The sequence below is a fragment of the Vibrio sp. A1-1 genome (assembly GCF_021728175.1).
GTDB lineage: Bacteria > Pseudomonadota > Gammaproteobacteria > Enterobacterales > Vibrionaceae > Vibrio > Vibrio diabolicus.
The window spans coordinates 19,686-37,234 of the sequence record NZ_JAKKCL010000014.1 but is presented as its reverse complement, the minus strand read 5'-3'; the positions used below and the strand labels follow the sequence as shown (position 1 = coordinate 37,234).

At 45.6% G+C, this 17,549-nt stretch carries 15 protein-coding genes; 12 read left to right on the top strand and 3 right to left on the bottom strand.

Going from position 1 to position 17,549, the window contains the following annotated elements; genetic code table 11:
* Positions 1-41 precede the first annotated feature (41 nt).
* The 11 genes from L3V30_RS18210 to choV all read left to right on the top strand — a co-directional run bounded on the left by L3V30_RS18210 (position 42) and on the right by choV (position 13,704).
* Complete coding sequence (locus L3V30_RS18210) at positions 42-818, top strand: enoyl-CoA hydratase (RefSeq protein ID WP_045545436.1); 777 nt, start codon at positions 42-44, stop codon at positions 816-818.
* A gap of 10 nt (positions 819-828) precedes the next feature.
* Complete coding sequence (locus L3V30_RS18205; protein WP_237309457.1) at positions 829-1,959, top strand: enoyl-CoA hydratase/isomerase family protein; 1,131 nt, start codon at positions 829-831, stop codon at positions 1,957-1,959.
* A gap of 18 nt (positions 1,960-1,977) precedes the next feature.
* Entirely contained in the window at positions 1,978-2,874 is an 897-nt protein-coding gene (gene mmsB / locus L3V30_RS18200) for a 3-hydroxyisobutyrate dehydrogenase (RefSeq protein WP_237309456.1), read from the top strand.
* A 9-nt stretch (positions 2,875-2,883) separates the two neighbouring features.
* Positions 2,884-3,642 carry an SDR family oxidoreductase gene (locus L3V30_RS18195; protein ID WP_085344422.1) on the top strand — a complete coding sequence of 253 codons (759 nt, stop codon included), beginning with the start codon at positions 2,884-2,886 and terminating at the stop codon, positions 3,640-3,642.
* Between the two features lie 429 nt (positions 3,643-4,071).
* Entirely contained in the window at positions 4,072-6,120 is a 2,049-nt protein-coding gene (locus L3V30_RS18190) for a tetratricopeptide repeat-containing diguanylate cyclase (protein WP_237309455.1), read from the top strand.
* A gap of 530 nt (positions 6,121-6,650) precedes the next feature.
* On the top strand, positions 6,651-7,250 hold the full coding sequence (gene betI / locus L3V30_RS18185) for a transcriptional regulator BetI (RefSeq protein WP_005392557.1): 600 nt from the start codon (positions 6,651-6,653) through the stop codon (positions 7,248-7,250).
* Between the two features lie 18 nt (positions 7,251-7,268).
* The gene (betB, locus tag L3V30_RS18180; protein ID WP_182036103.1) at positions 7,269-8,729 is read left to right on the top strand and encodes a betaine-aldehyde dehydrogenase; all 1,461 of its coding nucleotides are present in this window, start codon (positions 7,269-7,271) and stop codon (positions 8,727-8,729) included.
* Positions 8,730-8,909: 180 nt separating this feature from the next.
* The gene (gene betA, locus L3V30_RS18175) at positions 8,910-10,625 is read left to right on the top strand and encodes a choline dehydrogenase (protein WP_237309454.1); all 1,716 of its coding nucleotides are present in this window, start codon (positions 8,910-8,912) and stop codon (positions 10,623-10,625) included.
* Between the two features lie 38 nt (positions 10,626-10,663).
* Positions 10,664-11,602, top strand: a complete 939-nt coding sequence (locus L3V30_RS18170) for a choline ABC transporter substrate-binding protein (protein WP_005392553.1) — start codon at positions 10,664-10,666, stop codon at positions 11,600-11,602.
* A 78-nt stretch (positions 11,603-11,680) separates the two neighbouring features.
* Positions 11,681-12,523: a choline ABC transporter permease subunit gene (gene choW / locus L3V30_RS18165; RefSeq protein WP_005392552.1), complete on the top strand. Its 843-nt coding sequence runs from the start codon at positions 11,681-11,683 to the stop codon at positions 12,521-12,523.
* Positions 12,524-12,525: 2 nt separating this feature from the next.
* Positions 12,526-13,704 carry a choline ABC transporter ATP-binding protein gene (gene choV / locus L3V30_RS18160; RefSeq protein ID WP_237309453.1) on the top strand — a complete coding sequence of 393 codons (1,179 nt, stop codon included), beginning with the start codon at positions 12,526-12,528 and terminating at the stop codon, positions 13,702-13,704.
* 103 nt (positions 13,705-13,807) lie between these two features.
* On the opposite strand, the gene L3V30_RS18155 is transcribed toward choV, so the two are convergent.
* Positions 13,808-14,464, bottom strand: coding sequence for an NAD(P)H-dependent oxidoreductase (locus tag L3V30_RS18155; RefSeq protein WP_031780265.1), 657 nt, complete (start codon positions 14,462-14,464; stop codon positions 13,808-13,810).
* A 238-nt stretch (positions 14,465-14,702) separates the two neighbouring features.
* Between L3V30_RS18155 and L3V30_RS18150 the strand changes: the two genes are divergently transcribed.
* The gene (locus L3V30_RS18150; protein WP_237309452.1) at positions 14,703-15,107 is read left to right on the top strand and encodes a globin; all 405 of its coding nucleotides are present in this window, start codon (positions 14,703-14,705) and stop codon (positions 15,105-15,107) included.
* An 84-nt stretch (positions 15,108-15,191) separates the two neighbouring features.
* Here L3V30_RS18150 and L3V30_RS18145 read toward each other — a convergent pair whose 3' ends face one another.
* Both L3V30_RS18145 and L3V30_RS18140 read right to left on the bottom strand, forming a co-directional pair.
* Complete coding sequence (locus L3V30_RS18145; protein WP_005373196.1) at positions 15,192-15,974, bottom strand: slipin family protein; 783 nt, start codon at positions 15,972-15,974, stop codon at positions 15,192-15,194.
* 10 nt (positions 15,975-15,984) lie between these two features.
* Positions 15,985-17,361 (bottom strand): nodulation protein NfeD, encoded by a 1,377-nt coding sequence (locus tag L3V30_RS18140; RefSeq protein WP_074190562.1) that lies wholly within the window; start codon positions 17,359-17,361, stop codon positions 15,985-15,987.
* Positions 17,362-17,549 lie beyond the last annotated feature (188 nt).

Sequence of the window (17,549 nt, the reverse complement as noted above, 5' to 3'; positions counted from 1 at the left end):
ACGCAGCCTAACCTAAAGACATTAAAAAGGACTGAAAGATTATGACGGCACAAATCAAATTGGAGCGCGAAGCGCATATCGCCAAACTCACGATTAGTAATCCGCCGGCGAACACTTGGACGCTTGAATCCCTAAATCAGCTCAAAGAGTTGGCGATTGAACTCAGTAATGATCGCTCTATTTATGCGTTGGTACTGACGGGCGAAGGCGAGAAATTCTTTTCTGCTGGAGCGGATCTCAACAACTTTGCATCGGGTGATAAATCACAAGCAGCAGATATGGCGTTCGCATTTGGTGAAGCCTTTGAAGCGCTGTCAGCGTTCGATGGGGTTTCTATCGCAGCGGTTAATGGCTATGCGATGGGTGGTGGTCTGGAAGTGGCGATGGCGTGTGACATTCGCATCGCAGAAGAACAAGTACAAATGGCACTTCCTGAAGCATCGGTCGGCTTGTTGCCTTGCGCGGGTGGAACGCAAAACCTGACCGCGTTGGTAGGTGAAGGTTGGGCGAAGCGTATGATTCTATGTGGCGAACGAGTGACGGCCGAGCGAGCGGAAAAAATTGGTTTAGTCGAAGAAGTGGTGGCGAAAGGCCAAGCACTAGAAGCGGCGATAGTACTTGCACAGCGTGTTGCTGGCCAATCGCCGAAATCCGTGTCTGCGTGCAAAACGCTCATTCAAGGTCGACGCAGCCAAACTCACGCTTCTGGATTGGTTTTGGAGCGTGAACTGTTTTTACAGCTGTTCAATACACAAGATCAGACTGAGGGTGTAAACGCCTTCTTGCAAAAGCGTAAGCCACAATGGACAAACAGCTAGCGGAGGCCAAATGACAGGTACAGTAAATGTTTCAAAACTTGAGTGCGCTGATGGTTCTGTTATTGGTGTGCTGGAACTTGATAATCCAGCTGCTCTCAACGCGTTGAGTTACGTGATGATTGAGAAGTTGTACAAACAGCTTAATGAATGGCAAACGGACGACAGCATCGTCGCGGTATTCTTGCATGCTCAAGGTGAAAAAGCGTTTTGTGCTGGTGGTGACATTCAAGCGATTTACCGTGCACTTGAAAACAAAGAGCAAGACTTTGATTCCGCGTTTTTAGCGATGGAAACCTTCTTTGACCTCGAATATCGCTGTGATCATCTTATTCACACTTATCCAAAACCGATCATCGCGTGGGGGCATGGTTATCTGATGGGCGGCGGTGTGGGCTTATTTATGGGCGCAAGTCATCGCGTAGCAGAAACCACCACACGCTTTGCGATGCCAGAGATTAAAATCGGCCTTTACCCAGACGTAGGCGCGACGTACTTCCTAAATCAGTTGCCAAAACATTTGGCACTTTTCTTAAGTTTGACGGCTTGCCAAATCAACGCGACAGACATGAAAGCGTTGGGATTAAGCCAATGGATTGCACAGCCAGAAAGCAAACAAGCACTGTTGGATCTACTCGCATCGGTAAGTTGGAAAGGTGAAGCGAACATCAACGAAAAAATCGCTACTACGCTACGTTCGGTACAAGTGGACGAGCCAAGCGAAGGGATGTTGATGCCATATGCGGGATTGATTGAGCAGCTTTGTTCGGGTGATTTAGATTCGATTGTTCGCACAATCAGCAGTGCCGACGTTGATGATAAGTGGTTCATCAATGCGCAAAAAGCATTGAATTATGGCAGTCCGTTGTCGCTCAATATCACTTATCAGCAGCTAACGCAGTATCAAAACCTCTCTTTGAAAGCGTGTTTTGATATGGAATTTAATCTGACGTTACGTTGCGGCTTAGAAGGTGATTTTAGAGAAGGGGTTCGTGCGCTGATTATCGATAAAACCAATCAACCGACTTGGCAACATCGCACGGTTTCTGACGTAACGCCACAAGTTTTGGAACGCTTCTTCGCGCCAATTGATTCAGCAGAATACCCACTGACCGCATCCTCGGTTGCCACTGTGGCACTTTAGACAAGGAAGAAATACGACATGGATAAAATTGCATTTATTGGCCTTGGCAACATGGGCGCGCCTATGGCTAAGAACCTACTCACAGCGGGCTTGAACGTCGAAGTGTTTGATTTGAATCCAAACGCTGTGGCAGAACTTACCGCACTTGGTGCGTCGAGTGCAGATTCGGTAAAACAAGCCGTTCAAGGTGCGAGCGTGGTGGTCACCATGCTACCTGCTAGCCAACACGTTCAAAGTGTTTATCTTGGTCAAGACGGGATCTTAGATAGCGTAGATTCTGGAACGCTGCTAATCGACTCTTCGACTATCGATCCAGCGACCGCTCGTTTGGTTGGCGAAAAGGCGCTGCAGCTTGGCATCAGCTTTGTTGATGCACCGGTATCTGGTGGCGTTGCGGGCGCAGCGGCAGGTACGTTGACTTTCATTGTTGGCGGCTCACAAGAGAACTTTGTTCAAGCCAAGGTGGTGCTTAGCCGCATGGGCAAAAACATTTTCCATGCAGGTGATGCCGGAGCCGGTCAGGTGGCGAAGATCTGCAATAACATGATGTTGGGCATTTTGATGAGCGGCACTTGTGAAGCACTCAATTTAGGCATGGAAAACGGACTCGATCCCAAAGTGCTGTCTGACATCATGCTGCAAAGTTCAGGCCGTAACTGGGCGCTAGAGCTTTACAACCCGTGCCCAGGTGTGATGGAAAACACGCCTGCAAGCAATGGTTATCAGGGCGGCTTTATGAGTCAGTTAATGGCGAAAGATCTCGGTCTTGCGATGGAAGCGGCGGTTGCCAGTCAAACATCAACGCCAATGGGCAGCTTGGCTCGTAACCTGTTTAATTTTCACAACGGTCAGGGCAACGGACAAAAAGATTTTTCAAGCTTGTTTGAGTTCTACCAAAAGCAAAATCAGGCCTAAGGAGTGCTTATGGATCTAGCAAATAAGGTTATTGCGATCACGGGGGCCGGGCAGGGGCTTGGTAAACAAATGGCGCTGTCGCTAGCGGAAAGCGGTGTTCACCTTGCGCTTATCGACCTCAATTCAGATCAACTGGCTGAAACGAAAGCGGAGTGTGAATCTTTCGGCGTCACCACTCGTTTTTATGTAGCGAACGTGACGGAAGAACAAGAAGTGTGCGCTGCTTTTGAGCAAATTGAAGCGGATTTCAAACAGCTCAATGGCGTGATCAATAACGCAGGCATTATGCGCGATGGCATGTTCATCAAAGTTAAAGATGGTCAGGTTAACGCGATGTCGCTGGAACAATTTCGGTCTGTTATGGATGTGAATGTGACAGGCACTTTTCTGTGTGGCCGCGAAGCGAGCAAGGTAATGCTGAACACCGATAGCAAAGGCGTTCTGATCAACATATCTAGCGTCGCGCGTGCGGGGAATATTGGTCAAACTAACTATTCTGCATCCAAAGCGGCGGTAGCCACCATGGCGACGGTGTGGGCGAAAGAGTTAGGGCGTTTCGGAATTCGCTCAGTAGCGATTGCTCCGGGTGTCATCAAGACTGCCATGACGGACCAAATAAAACCTGAAGCGATGGAGCGTTTAGTTAAAATGATTCCTGTCGGACGCTTAGGTCTTGCTGATGAAATTTCTTCGACCATCAAATACGTGTTAACCAATGAGTTCGTGACTGGAAGAGTATTCGAAGTCGATGGCGGAATGCGAATGTAGCCCCTCCTCATATTAAAAAGGGGAGCGAGCTTGATTGTCCGCTTCCTTCCTCCTTTCTTATATTGTTTCTATCGATAATTTTTAATGGATGTTTTAGCAACGGCTGCTGTACCGATTACATTTACAACTCTTTTGTATTTTTGGTATGAATAAGTGCTCTCGTGTTAATTTTTATGTAAATACATTAATTCACAATCAAGACAATTATTTGTCTCATTGATGAGATTTTGCTTCTTGGGGTATGAAAAACACTCTTATTGATTATATTGTGACCGAAAACCATTTCGACATCTAAAGATGGTGATTTATTATTCAGCGCAAAATACATGGGAATATGAGGCTGGCTGAATAACCTTCAGCTACCTTAATAATAAAATAACCAGAATTCTCTATTACACTGAAGTAACTACCCATTAGGGAAGAGCAATAATGTCACTATTTCATTCGCTTAGGACGGTGCCACTACTATTGGGGTGTCTGTGTCTTTCTATTCAGGCATCCGCAGAAAAGGTTGAACAAGAAGGTAAGTTTTTACAGTCGCTAGAAGGCATTGAAAATCAAATTTACGCATTACCTCAGAGCTCTTTGGCTTTGATTGAGGCGTTAGAAGAAGACTCTCTACTACAAAATCAACCAACAGAGCTACTGGTACGTTATTGGCTTGCAAAGTCCACGGTTCTAGAGCTACTTGGGCGCGCGGAAGAGAGCCAAAACGTCGCACAAAAAGGGTTGGAACTTGTGCGTCCACAAAGCCATGAGTATCTCTTATTTAAGTTGATTCAGATGCGAACTATGGTCGGAAAGAGCGATATCGATACCGCGCTGTCTTCGTTGGATAGTTTGTTGGAAACATCGCGTGAAAATGGCGATAAGCAGCTCGAGTCGGAGATCCTGTTGCTAAAAGGACGTTACTACGATGAGCAGGGCGAGTTTAAAAAATCCTATGCCGCAATTATGTCGTCAATGGATGCGGCTGAGTCCTCTGGCGTTCAAGGATTGGTCGAACGGGCGGCGCTAGAGCTTGGTGACGTACTGGTCAAAATTCAGGGCTATGACCGTTCAGAAGCATTGTTGGAGCAAGCGTACCGTTATTTTAGGGATAGACGCATGTCGTTCAATGAGCTGCTGAGCGTCTTAACGATAGCAAAGCTTCATAAGGCACAGTTCCAATACGAAGAGGCGATTGTATCGTATCAGAGAGCGCTAAAGCTCGCGCAAATCATTGGTGACGGGCGCTTTAGGTTTCGAGTTAACCTCGAGCTTGCTGCGTTATACCGTGAGACGAACCAAGAAAGTAAGATGGTTCGCCACTTAAAGTTGGCGGAGAACTTACAATATAGAGAAACTTCTAGCGCCTACTTAGCTACATTTAAGCTGTTGCAAGCCGAATATATGCTAGAACAGAAGCAGTTTGAGACACTTCTAGCGATGATCGCGCCTATGTTGCCGGAAATTATCGAGAGCCGATATGTTAAGCAACAGCAAATGGAACTATTAAAAGTGGCAGCCATGGCCTACGCGGGAAGCAATGACTTTAAACTAGCGTATAAAACTTACGGCAACTATCACGATAAATTCATCCAATTTAGCAACCAAAGAGAAGTTGAAAATCTTGAGCGTCAGCAGACGCTATTTGAGCTAGAAAGACTTGAATATGAGAACGAAGATCTCAACTGGAACAACGTGTTGCAGCGTATGGAACTGGAAAATAACCGTCGTACCTTTTATCTATTGGGTGAAGCGCTACTAGCACTCATTGGTGTTCTCTTTTTGATGGCAGTGGTATTCCTTGTTGTGAATCGATCACGTTTAAGAATGCGCCGCCTAGCAAAGACAGATACATTGACAGGGTTATTTAATCGCCGTTTTTTAGAAGATTGGTTCACTAAACCCGTAGAGACGAAACGTGAACGCAAAGAAAAGCCGACGCCTCAATCTAAGCAAGAAAAGGTGCAGCATTTTGTGTCTGAGCAAGTCGAGCAAGTTAAGTACGGCTACCTAGCTTTAAACAAATGGGTGGATAGCAAACTCGATAAACAGAAAATGGTGCCAAAGAAGCCGCAGTCGGGGCCGGTAAGTTTAGCGCTAATCGATGTAGATTATTTTAAACAGGTAAATGATACCTATGGGCATGTGTTCGGTGATGCCGTACTAACAGGCGTTGCCAAAGTGCTAGAAGAGACGGTGCGTGAAAATGACATTGTTGCACGCTTTGGTGGTGAGGAGTTTGTTGTTGTGATGCCCAATACCGATCATGAATACTCTCTCATTACCGCTGAACGATTACGTAGCGCTTTATCCTTACATGGGTTCGTCACGGAACAGAATGAAGAAGTGAGAGTGACCTGTAGTTTTGGTGTTGTGACGACTGAAGATAGTGAGATGAATTTTAAATCACTCTGTGATCAGGCAGATAAATTACTTTATCAAGCTAAAGCGGATGGACGTAACTGCGTGAAAGGGCGCAAGCTGACCTAATAAAATCAAGAATGCAGGCTCATCAAACGGTGAGCCTGAACTCATCCTTCCTACTGATTACTTCAAAATCGCTTAGCTTAAGAGTATCGAATTACATACTCATAGCGTTCAGTATTTTCTACTCGTTTTATCTCCCCCATTTTCAAAGTACTAATGTCACTTGTTTATACGAAGCTATAACACACGAGTATGTCTGTTTTTTATACAAACAAAGCCGATACAGGTGAAATGATTAGTGGTCGATGTAAAATTTTTCTGGTGTGGATTTTTGTGGCACGAAAAACAATTCTCTGAAAGGTGTGTTAAAAATTGATACTTCAATAAATTATTGGTTTATTTGTGTTTTTATTTGGATTTTTAAACACATCTTTGACTTTTACGACAAGTTATCGCATAGAAATTTTGCGTACACCATCAACTTTCCTTCCTTTGTTAATAACCCTTTTCTTAAAAAATGATTTGAGTTCGAACTAATTTTCAGGCATTTTATATTTAACTAACCGTTCAATTAAAAATAACAAGGACGCAAAATGCCAAAGGTGGGGATGCCTGAAATCAGAAAACCACAGCTGGTGAAAGCGACAATGTCAGTGATTGATAGAGTCGGTTTACACGCTGCGAGTATTTCGTTGATCAGTAAAGAAGCCGGAGTATCAACGGGGATTATCAACCACTATTTCGGTGGTAAGCACGGATTGCTGGAGGAAACGATGCGCGAAATCTTGCGTCAGCTTTCGTCCACCATCACGCAGAAGTTGCGTGAGCTGCCAAGCGATGCTCATCATCAGAGAATTAATGCCATCATTGACGGTAACTTTGTCGGCTATCAGGCAGAAAACCAAGTTGCTAAGACTTGGCTAGCGTTCTGGTCGTACTCAATGCATGACGAACAGCTTAAGCGTTTGCAGCGTGTCAATGAACGACGTTTATTGTCCCACCTAAGAAAAGAACTCAAAGCATTATTAAATGCAGAGCAGGCCGAACTGGTTGCTCATGGTATTGCGTCACTTATCGATGGTATTTGGCTGCGCGGAACGCTCAACCCGCAAGGCATTGATGCAGAAAGAGCGAGAATCATCATCAACGACTATCTCGACAAACAACTTACGTTTTATTCTGAAAAAATATAAAAGTCACAGGTCTTCAAAATGGAAATGAAAGCACACTATATCAATGGTGCGATGTACAACGGGTGTTCAGATGAGCACTTCACCACTTACAATCCGGCGAATGGTGAGCCATTGGCCAACATTAAACAAGCGAACCAAGACGATCTCGAAGCGGCGATTGAGTCGGCAAAGAAAGGTTTTGCTGCATGGTCAGCAATGACTGCGATCGAGCGTAGCCGTATTTTACACAAAGCCGTTGCCATTTTACGTGAGCGTAATGACGAGCTGGCTGCATTAGAAGTGGCAGATACTGGTAAGCCAATTCAAGAAGCTATCGCGGTTGATATAACAACAGGTGCCGATGTTCTTGAGTACTATGCGGGTCTTGCTCCAAGCTTGCAAGGTGAACAGCAGCCACTCAGCGAAGACCAGTTTTTCTACACACGTCGCGAGCCATTGGGCATTTGCGCAGGTATTGGCGCTTGGAATTATCCAATCCAAATAGCGATGTGGAAATCGGCGCCGGCACTGGCTGCGGGCAACGCTATGATCTTCAAACCATCAGAAGAAACACCATTAACAGCGCTTAAGCTAGCAGAAATTTATTCAGAAGCGGGCATGCCAGATGGCGTATTTAATGTCGTACAAGGGGATTACCGAGTAGGGCAGATGCTAACGGCGCATCCTGACATCGCAAAAGTATCGTTCACGGGCGAATCAGGCACCGGTAAAGTCGTCATGAGTGACAGCGCTAAGACACTAAAACAAGTAACGATGGAGCTGGGTGGTAAGTCTCCACTGATTATTTTTGATGATGCAAAGTTAAACGATGCCGTTTCTGCGGCCATGGTGGCGAACTTCTACACGCAAGGTGAAGTTTGTACGCACGGTACACGCGTGTTTGTTCATGAAGGTATTTATGATGACTTTATCGCACAACTTAAAGCTCGAACTGAGTTGTTAGTTGTCGGCGATCCGCTTGATGAGAACACGCAAATTGGCGCGCTGATCTCTAAAGATCATGAATCGAAAGTACTAGGAGCGATTGAAGCCGCGAAAGCGAGTGGCGCGACGTTACTAACTGGCGGCTACAAAGTAACAGACAATGGCCTAGCTAATGGTAACTTTGTTGCTCCAACCGTATTTGTCGATTGCGATGATGACATGAGCCACGTTCAGCAAGAAATCTTTGGTCCGGTAATGTCAGTGCTGAAATTCCGCGATGAGTCGGAAGTGATTGCGCGTGCAAATGGCACCGATTATGGCTTGGCTGCAGGCGTATTTACTCAAAACCTATCTCGTGCTCACCGCGTGATTCATCAAATTCAAGCTGGTATTTGTTGGGTGAACACATGGGGTGACTCACCTGCGGAAATGCCAGTTGGTGGCTACAAACAATCAGGTGTTGGCCGTGAAAACGGTGTCGAAACCCTTAAACATTACACGCAAACGAAGAGTGTTCTGGTTCAGCTAAGCGACTTCGAAAGCCCTTACAAATGATACCAATCGTAGTAGATAACTGACCACTTTAGCTTGTTAAAATGCTCGATAACTGCGTTGTCAATTTTGATTGTAGGCTAACTACTTATCGAAAATTTCCGCCTTGTTCTCAAGCATTTTTCCTACGCTAATTTCGTTCACTTATCTACTGTGATTGGTATTAACTCCTAGGAGAATCAAATGCAACAACACTACGATTATATCATCGTCGGTGCGGGTTCGGCCGGCTGTGTGTTAGCGGATCGCTTAAGTGAAAGTGGTCAATATTCGGTCCTATTACTCGAAGCGGGTGGGTCGGATAAAAGTATTTTTATCCAAATGCCGACGGCGCTTTCTTACCCGATGAACACTGAAAAATACGCGTGGCAGTTTGAGACGGTTGAAGAGCAAGGGTTGGATGGTCGCCAACTTCATTGTCCTCGCGGGAAAGTTCTTGGCGGTAGTTCGTCTATCAACGGCATGGTTTACGTTCGTGGACACGCTTGTGACTTTGACCAGTGGGAAGAGGAAGGCGCGAAAGGCTGGAATTATCAATCGTGTTTGCCTTATTTCCGTAAAGCAGAGTCTTGGGTCGGTGGCGCAGATGAATACCGAGGCGATAATGGCCCAGTCGGCACATGTAACGGCAACGATATGAAGCTCAATCCGCTGTATCAAGCTTTTATTGATGCAGGCAAAGAAGCGGGCTACCCAGAAACAAAAGATTACAACGGTTATCAGCAAGAGGGCTTTGGTCCAATGCATATGACCGTTGACAAAGGCGTACGCGCTTCAACCTCTAATGCATACTTAAGCCGTACTAAAAAACGCAAAAACTTCACCCTAATGAAGCGAGTGACAGTTCATCGCGTATTACTAGAAGAAACAGGCGCAGAAGGCAAGAAAGCGGTTGGTGTTGAATTCGAAAAGTCAGGTTCAGTTCAGCAATGTTTTGCGAACCATGAAGTGGTTTCGAGTGCCGGCTCGGTAGGCTCTGTGCAGCTACTACAGCTTTCAGGCATTGGCCCTAAAGCAGTATTAGAAAAAGCGGGCATTGAGGTGAAACATCCGTTGGAAGGGGTAGGTAAAAACCTGCAAGATCACTTAGAAGTGTACTTCCAATATCACTGTAAGCAACCTATCACGCTCAACAGCAAATTAGGTTTGGTGAGCAAGGGCTTGATTGGCACTGAGTGGATATTAACTCGCAAAGGCCTTGGGGCTACTAACCACTTTGAATCATGTGCGTTTATCCGTTCTCGTGAGGGACTAAAGTGGCCAAATATTCAATATCACTTTTTGCCAGCGGCAATGCGTTATGACGGACAAGCTGCTTTTGACGGTCATGGTTTCCAAGTGCATGTTGGACCTAACAAGCCCGAAAGTCGCGGCTCGGTCGAAGTTGTATCTGCGAATCCGAATGATAAGCCGAAGATTGAGTTTAACTACATTTCCACTGAACAAGATAAGCAGGATTGGCGTGATTGTATTCGCCTTACTCGCGAGATCCTCAATCAGCCAGCCATGGATGAGTTTCGTGGTGATGAGATCCAGCCGGGTCTGAATATCACAACGGATGAGCAAATTGATGAATGGGTGAAGCAGAATGTCGAGAGTGCTTACCATCCATCTTGTACCTGCAAAATGGGCGCAGACAATGACCCATTAGCGGTTTTGAATGAGCGATGCCAAGTACGTGGTATTCAAGGCTTGCGTGTGGTGGACTCTTCTATTTTCCCAACCATTCCGAACGGTAATTTAAATGCGCCAACTATTATGGTGGCAGAACGCGCCGCGGACATGATTTTGGATAACGCCCTGGAAACGTCGAACAACGCACCAGTTTGGATTGCACCGAACTGGCAAGAGATGCAACGAATGCATCCGCCAAAAAGAGATCTCGATTCGATCTCATAAAAACGAAAAAAGTCAGTAATCATTACAAGGAATTCAATATGTCTAAGATGACAAAAATCTTCTCAACAATCGCACTAAGTACTTTAGCAACAGGCGCTTATGCCAACCAATGTGAAACGGTACGTTTTGCAGATGTAGGTTGGACCGACATTACGGCGACCACCGCCGTGACATCTGAGCTGCTAAAAGGGTTGGGGTACAAAACGAAGACCGATCTTCTGTCAGTGCCTGTAACTTACTCCTCTATGGCCAATGGCGATATCGACATTTTCCTAGGTAACTGGATGCCAACAATGGAAGGTGACATCGCGAAATACCGTGATGCAGGTACCGTTGAAACCGTACGAGCGAACCTCGTCGGCGCAAAATACACGCTAGCGGTTCCAAAATACGTTTATGACGCAGGCGTGACCAACTTCGCTGACCTAGTAAAACATGCCGACAAATTTAAAGACCGCATTTACGGCATTGAACCAGGTAACGATGGTAACCGCTTAATTCAGTCAATGATTGATAGCAACGCATTCGGCCTAAAAGACTTCAGCCTAGTTGAATCCAGCGAAGCTGGCATGGTGTCTCAAGTATCACGTGCTGCGCGCCGCAACCAATGGATTGTGTACCTAGGTTGGGCCCCGCACCCAATGAATAGCAACGTTGAAATGGAATACCTAGCGGGTGGTGACGACTTCTTCGGCCCTAACTACGGCGGCGCGAATGTGTACACAAACGTACGTAAAAACTACCTTGCTGAGTGTCCAAATGTAGGTCAGCTAGTGAAAAACCTAGAATTCAACCTAGAAATGGAAAACGAATTGATGGAAGCGATTCTCAACCAGAAGCAGAAACCGTCGAAAGCAGCGCAAGCATGGTTGAACGCCAACCAAGAACAAATTGAAGCGTGGCTAGAAGGCGTTAAGACGGTGGATGGTCAAGACGCAGTAACAGCAATTACAAACTATTTAAAAACTAACGCTTAATTAAGCAGTTTTTAAGCGCGTTTTTTTGAAAAAGAAAGTGGGCAGTCATGCCCGCTTCATTAACACAAAGGTTTTATTTTGAATTTTATTACGGACAACAAACTACCGTTGGGCCAATGGATGGAAACTGGCGTCGATTGGTTAACCATCAATGCATCGGGTTTCTTCGATGCAATCTCTATTACACTTGAAACGATCATTCTTTTCGTGGTGGACATTTTTAAATGGATGCCACCTGCAGCGCCAATCATTATGACGGCGGCAATTGCTTGGTTCTTACACCGCAGCATTCCGCTTGTTGTATTCATCGTGTTGGCCTTGCTCGCCATTCTCAACCTTGGTTACTGGCAAGAAATGCTGGAAACCTTTGTCCTTGTGTTTGCAGCGACAACGATTTCCGTATTAATTGGCGTGCCGTTGGGCATTATGGCGGCACACCGTCCTTGGTTATACACCTTGTTGCGACCAATCCTCGATTTGATGCAGACCGTACCGACATTCGTTTACCTAATTCCAACTTTGGTTCTGTTTGGCTTAGGTATTGTCCCTGGCCTAATCTCGACCATCATTTTCGCTATCGCTGCGCCAATTCGATTGACGTACCTCGGTATTATTAAAGTGCCGGAGGAGCTACTGGAAGCGGGCAAAGCATTTGGTGCAAGCCGCATGAAGTTGCTGTTTAAGGTGGAATTACCTGCGGCATTACCAAGTATTATGGCCGGTGTTACGCAATGTATTATGTTGTCTCTCTCTATGGTGGTCATTGCGGCACTTGTTGGTGCTGATGGACTTGGTAAGCCAGTCGTACGCGCACTGAATACCGTAAACATCTCGCAAGGTTTTGAAGCGGGTTTAGCGATTGTACTCGTCGCCATCATTCTTGACCGCTTGTGTAAAGCACCAAACCAGAAGGAGGCTTAATCATGGACGCTATTACTATTCAAAATCTTGATGTGGTTTTTGGTCAGCAGCAGTCACAAGCGTTAGCACTACTAGACCAAGGCAAGTCTCGACAAGAAATCATCGACGAAACTGGCCAAGTGGTTGGGGTTGATAATGTTTCGCTGAACGTGAAACAGGGGGAGATCTGTGTTTTGATGGGGCTTTCAGGCTCGGGTAAATCAAGTTTGCTGCGAACAGTTAACGGGTTGAACGAAATTTCTCGTGGCTCTCTGAAAATTAAAGACGGCGACGACATGGTTGAGCTCTCTAACTGTGACGAACAGAAGTTGCGCCACCTTCGTACTCACCGCGTATCCATGGTGTTTCAGAAGTTTGCATTGATGCCATGGTTAACGGTATTAGATAACGTTGCGTTTGGTCTAGAAATGCAAGGCATTGGCAAAACAGAGCGCCGTAAAAAAGCGCGTGAACAGCTCGAAATGGTCGGTTTGTCTGAGTGGGAAACGAAATTCCCGCACGAGCTCTCTGGTGGTATGCAGCAGCGTGTTGGCCTAGCGCGAGCGTTCGCGATGGACACAGATATCTTGTTAATGGATGAGCCGTTTTCAGCGCTTGACCCATTGATTCGTGCTCAGCTTCAAGATGAATTGATTCTGCTTCAAGAAAAGCTAAACAAAACCATTCTTTTTGTGAGTCACGATTTGGATGAAGCGCTAAAAATCGGTAACAACATCGCCATTATGGAATCAGGAAAGTTGATTCAACACGGCAAGCCCGAGCAGATCATTCTTGCTCCAGAAAACGATTATGTGGCTGACTTTGTAGCCCACACTAATCCATTGAACGTACTTAAGGGACGCTCTTTGATGCGTGACGACTTAGTTCGTGAAGATGAGCGTGTTCTGATTTGCCCTGACAAAGGTATTTGGGTGACCCAAGAGAGCAAAGGCTTAAGCTTAGCGGATACAGATAAGTCGTTGGTTCAATGGAAGAGCGATTCTTCGAACCTTGATGAGGTAAACGAAAATTCTCTGGTTCAGGTTAGCCCGGAAATCAGTATGCGAGAAGCGATTGAGCTTAAGCAGCGCAGCAATCAGCCTCTGCTTATGGTGGAGGACAACCAGTTAGTTGGTGTGTTAAGCGACAACGAGCTTTACGATGCATTGCTTGGTAACTTTAAGTCTGAGCAAGTGGCATAAAGTTAGAGTAGAGTTGAAGCCTAGCTAAAAAAGAGCCGCACATTAGTGCGGCTCTTTTGGTTTTAAACAATGAGTTAAGTAGTTAAGCTAAGGAAACGGTCGACTATAGAGTCGTAATTACATCATCCATCGCAAGGCGAGCTTTTGGTAGGCCATGATTATAATCTTCCCCGTCTTTGTGGTAGCCAATCGCCAGTGCAACTTCACAGACATGGCCTTCTAATTCTTCTTTGAATACTTCTCCAATCAGTGTTGGATCTACACCTTCCATCGGCGTTGAGTCAATACCCAGACGAGCCAAGGTGTGTAGTAGATTGCCTAGCGCTAAATAGACTTGTGCTTTTGTCCAGTTTCCGTTAAAGCCATTTTCATCCGTATTTGCATCGGCAAAAGCGTAGGCGCCCATAAAGTTGTTGTACATTTCCGCCGGTAGGTGGCCAGACGTTACTTCGGCATCCACACGTTTCGCGAACTTCTCTTTGGTGAAGTTTGGATCGTACGCAAACAGAATCGTATGTGACGCGGCTTTAGCATGTGGCTGGTTAAATTGGTGCATATTTGCAAATGTATCGTGGAAACGTTGCTTGGCCTCATCACTTTCAATCACGATGAATTTCCAAGGTTGCGAGTTAATCGAAGACGCTGAAAGACGGAGTGCTTCTTTGATGATTGCCATATCTTCTTGAGAAACGCGTTTAGTTTCGTCGTATTTTTTAGCAGTGTAGCGGCTGTTTAGATCAGTAATGATTTGATGAGACACGTTTGTATCCTTTTTATTTTTGTGACAAATGAGGATGCGCTTAGCATCGACAACCATGCGTACCTCGAATATGGATTCATAATACGGGATATTTTTTCATTGATAAGAGGGCGTTTATTTGAATCACTTTTTACTTTTTATTGAAAATTGGTGTGCTTCATAGGGTTAGGCATCATCATTTAGATGCTTTTGATGATTATTAAATTACACTCGTATTAAGAGAGTAATGGAGAGCAACATGAGCGTGATTCAAGTTTTCAACGATAGTTATGAACGTTGTATCGCGAACCAAGGCTTTTTCGACTTGTTTTACAGGAATTTATGGTCAAAAAGTACAAGCTTCAGACAAAAGTTTGATGGTGTCGACATGCACCAACAGGTGCGAATGCTTAGAGGATCTATCGTGTTTTTTATGATGGCCGATACCTCTAACGAGGCGCACAAGATGGTGGAGAAATATGGTAAGAAGCATGCGAGTTCCGATATTGGCATTGAACCACAGGATATTGATGTTTGGTTTGAAAGCCTTATCGAAACGGTTCAAGAGTGTGATTTTGAATACGACGATGATGTCGAAACAGCGTGGAGAGCTTGTTTTAACACAGGTTTGTCGGTAATGAAGCGGGAGTGCTCCAAACACTAAAAGAGAAACTAAATGCTCTTCGAAAACAAGCAAGTTAAAGCAAGGAAGTAACGTGTAAACAGCTTACTTCCTTGAGTATGGCTTTTATTTGTCTTGTGTCTCTTTATTCTTTTTTACCGCTTCGGCGATATCACTGACGGCTTCGACAAGGTTGATCGGCATAGGGAAGATAATAGTCGATGTTTTGTCTGTCGTGATTTCCGTGAGTGTCTGCATGTAACGCAATTGCAGCGCATTCGGCGCTTCGTTGAGCATTTGAGCTGCCTCTTTTAATTTATTAGAAGCTTCTAACTCACCGGTAGCGTGAATGATTTTCGCACGACGGTTACGTTCTGCCTCAGCCTGACGCGCTAGCGCTCTGACCATGCTGTCATTTAAATCAACATGTTTGACTTCAACCGTGGCAATCTTGATGCCCCAGTCATCAGTCTGTTGATCGAGGATGGATTGTAAATCCTTATTGAGACGCTCGCGCTCTGATAGTAATTCATCCAGTTCATGTTGACCTAATACTGATCGCAGCGTGGTTTGCGCTAACTGACTGGTGGCATCGCTGTAACTTTCAATGTTGTTAATTGCCATTTGAGGATCGACTACGCGGAAATAAACAACCGCATTGACGCGTACAGACACGTTATCTTTGGTTATCAAGTCTTGTGTCGGCACATCCAAAACGACAGTACGTAAATCCACCCGTACCATTTGTTGGATAAATGGGATAAGAATGATTAAGCCAGGGCCTTTTACTTCTTGAAAGCGACCAAGAAAGAATACAACCCCACGTTCATACTCTCTCAAAACCTTAAACATTTGGGTCGCAAGTGCGAACAACAGCACCACGATCACCGCAACAGTATAGAGCATCATAAAGCGCCTCCTATTTATTTTGGCGGTCATCAGGCATCACGGTTAAGGTCAGCCCTTTCACATTCACAATGGTGACATGATCACCTTGTTTGAGTTGTTGATGGTCTTTGGTTTTGGCTCTCCATAGCGCACCGTCAAGTTGAACGCGCCCTTCGCCATCGATAAAGTCATCGCTCACAACAGCGATTTTCCCTGGGTAAGTTTCTAAACCTGTTGTCACACGTCGTCGTCGTATTTTGAGCAGCAGGCCGACCGTCAACACGATCAGCGCGACAGAAAAGATAGAAATACCGAAAATTAAAGGAAGGGCGATCTGAAACCCTGGCAACTCACTGTCCATGAGGAATATGGAACCGAGCACAAAGGCGACAACGCCACCTAAGCCCAAAATGCCAAAGCTCGGACTGAATGCTTCTGCGATCATCAGTGCAATTCCGAGTAACAGCAGACCAAGCCCAGCGTAGTTCACAGGCATCATTTGTAATGCATACATGGCGAGGAGCAAACAAATACCACCCAACACGCCGGGTAAGCCAATGCCTGGGTTGTAAAACTCAAGAAGCAAACCGTAGATACCAATGAGCATCAGGATGTAGGCGACGTTTGGGTTTGTGATAACGGCTAGCATTTCTGCTCGCCAATCGGGTGTTCTTTCAATCCATACGGGATTTTTCAGTGACAATGTCACATCGCGATTGTTAACTTTAACAGTTTGTCCATCAATGGCTTTGACTAAATCCTCTGGTGAGTTGGCTATATAATCAATAACGTTTAACTCCAATGCCTCTGTGGCGTCCAAACTCGCTGCTTCGCTCACTGCTTTCTCTGCCCAATCTGCATTTCGGCCATGAAGCTTTGCTAAGCCTTTAATATAGGCTCTAGCATCATTAATCACCTTTTTCTCCATCGCGGTTTTCGCGGGAACTTTCTCTGAACTTTCGTTGGTTCCTTCTGACGTTTCTTCCGCGTTTTGATCTTTGCCATCATCCGATGAAGGGGGCTGAGGAGCACCACCTAACGCGACGGGTGTTGCCGCGCCAAGGTTGGTGGCTTCAGCCATGGCAGCAACGTGGCTGGCGAGTAAAATGTATGTCCCTGCGCTAGCCGCTCTTGAGCCTGACGGGCCAACCCAAGTCGCAACTGGAGTGGAGGAGGTGGTAATCGCGTGAATAATATCTCTCATTGCGCTGTCTAAGCCGCCAGGAGTGTCCATCTCTAAGATCACTAAACTGACACCGTTGAGTTGTGCCTCTTCTATCTCACGAGACAAGTAGTCGCTGGTAGCAGGACCGATAGCGCCTTTGACGGGAACAATCCAGACAGTATTGGCCAGTGCTTGACTAGCAAACAAAAGTAAAGGTAAGACCCATATCCATAGTCGTTTCATGCAGTCCTCCTTGTGCGGTCACAGGGACTTTTTGAAAACCTAATTCAAGTATATACGCAGTAATACTAGTGCAAATAAGTAATTGATCACTCGAATTAGTCATATCAGCATTTATCATGGCATATCTGAGGCTACGGGCCTTAATATGAATATCGGTAGTCACGAATCGTGGGGCGTCTGGTGTGAAA

What these genes read in the sequence shown, in the direction of transcription:
- L3V30_RS18190 (WP_237309455.1), top strand. Translation starts at nt 4,072, where the DNA reads ATGTCACTATTTCATTCGCTTAGGACGGTGCCACTACTATTGGGGTGT.
- mmsB (WP_237309456.1), top strand. Translation starts at nt 1,978, where the DNA reads ATGGATAAAATTGCATTTATTGGCCTTGGCAACATGGGCGCGCCTATG.
- L3V30_RS18140 (WP_074190562.1), bottom strand. Translation starts at nt 17,361, where the DNA reads ATGAAACGACTATGGATATGGGTCTTACCTTTACTTTTGTTTGCTAGT.
- betA (WP_237309454.1), top strand. Translation starts at nt 8,910, where the DNA reads ATGCAACAACACTACGATTATATCATCGTCGGTGCGGGTTCGGCCGGC.
- betI (WP_005392557.1), top strand. Translation starts at nt 6,651, where the DNA reads ATGCCAAAGGTGGGGATGCCTGAAATCAGAAAACCACAGCTGGTGAAA.
- choV (WP_237309453.1), top strand. Translation starts at nt 12,526, where the DNA reads ATGGACGCTATTACTATTCAAAATCTTGATGTGGTTTTTGGTCAGCAG.
- L3V30_RS18205 (WP_237309457.1), top strand. Translation starts at nt 829, where the DNA reads ATGACAGGTACAGTAAATGTTTCAAAACTTGAGTGCGCTGATGGTTCT.
- L3V30_RS18170 (WP_005392553.1), top strand. Translation starts at nt 10,664, where the DNA reads ATGTCTAAGATGACAAAAATCTTCTCAACAATCGCACTAAGTACTTTA.
- L3V30_RS18150 (WP_237309452.1), top strand. Translation starts at nt 14,703, where the DNA reads ATGAGCGTGATTCAAGTTTTCAACGATAGTTATGAACGTTGTATCGCG.
- betB (WP_182036103.1), top strand. Translation starts at nt 7,269, where the DNA reads ATGGAAATGAAAGCACACTATATCAATGGTGCGATGTACAACGGGTGT.
- L3V30_RS18195 (WP_085344422.1), top strand. Translation starts at nt 2,884, where the DNA reads ATGGATCTAGCAAATAAGGTTATTGCGATCACGGGGGCCGGGCAGGGG.
- L3V30_RS18210 (WP_045545436.1), top strand. Translation starts at nt 42, where the DNA reads ATGACGGCACAAATCAAATTGGAGCGCGAAGCGCATATCGCCAAACTC.
- L3V30_RS18145 (WP_005373196.1), bottom strand. Translation starts at nt 15,974, where the DNA reads ATGATGCTCTATACTGTTGCGGTGATCGTGGTGCTGTTGTTCGCACTT.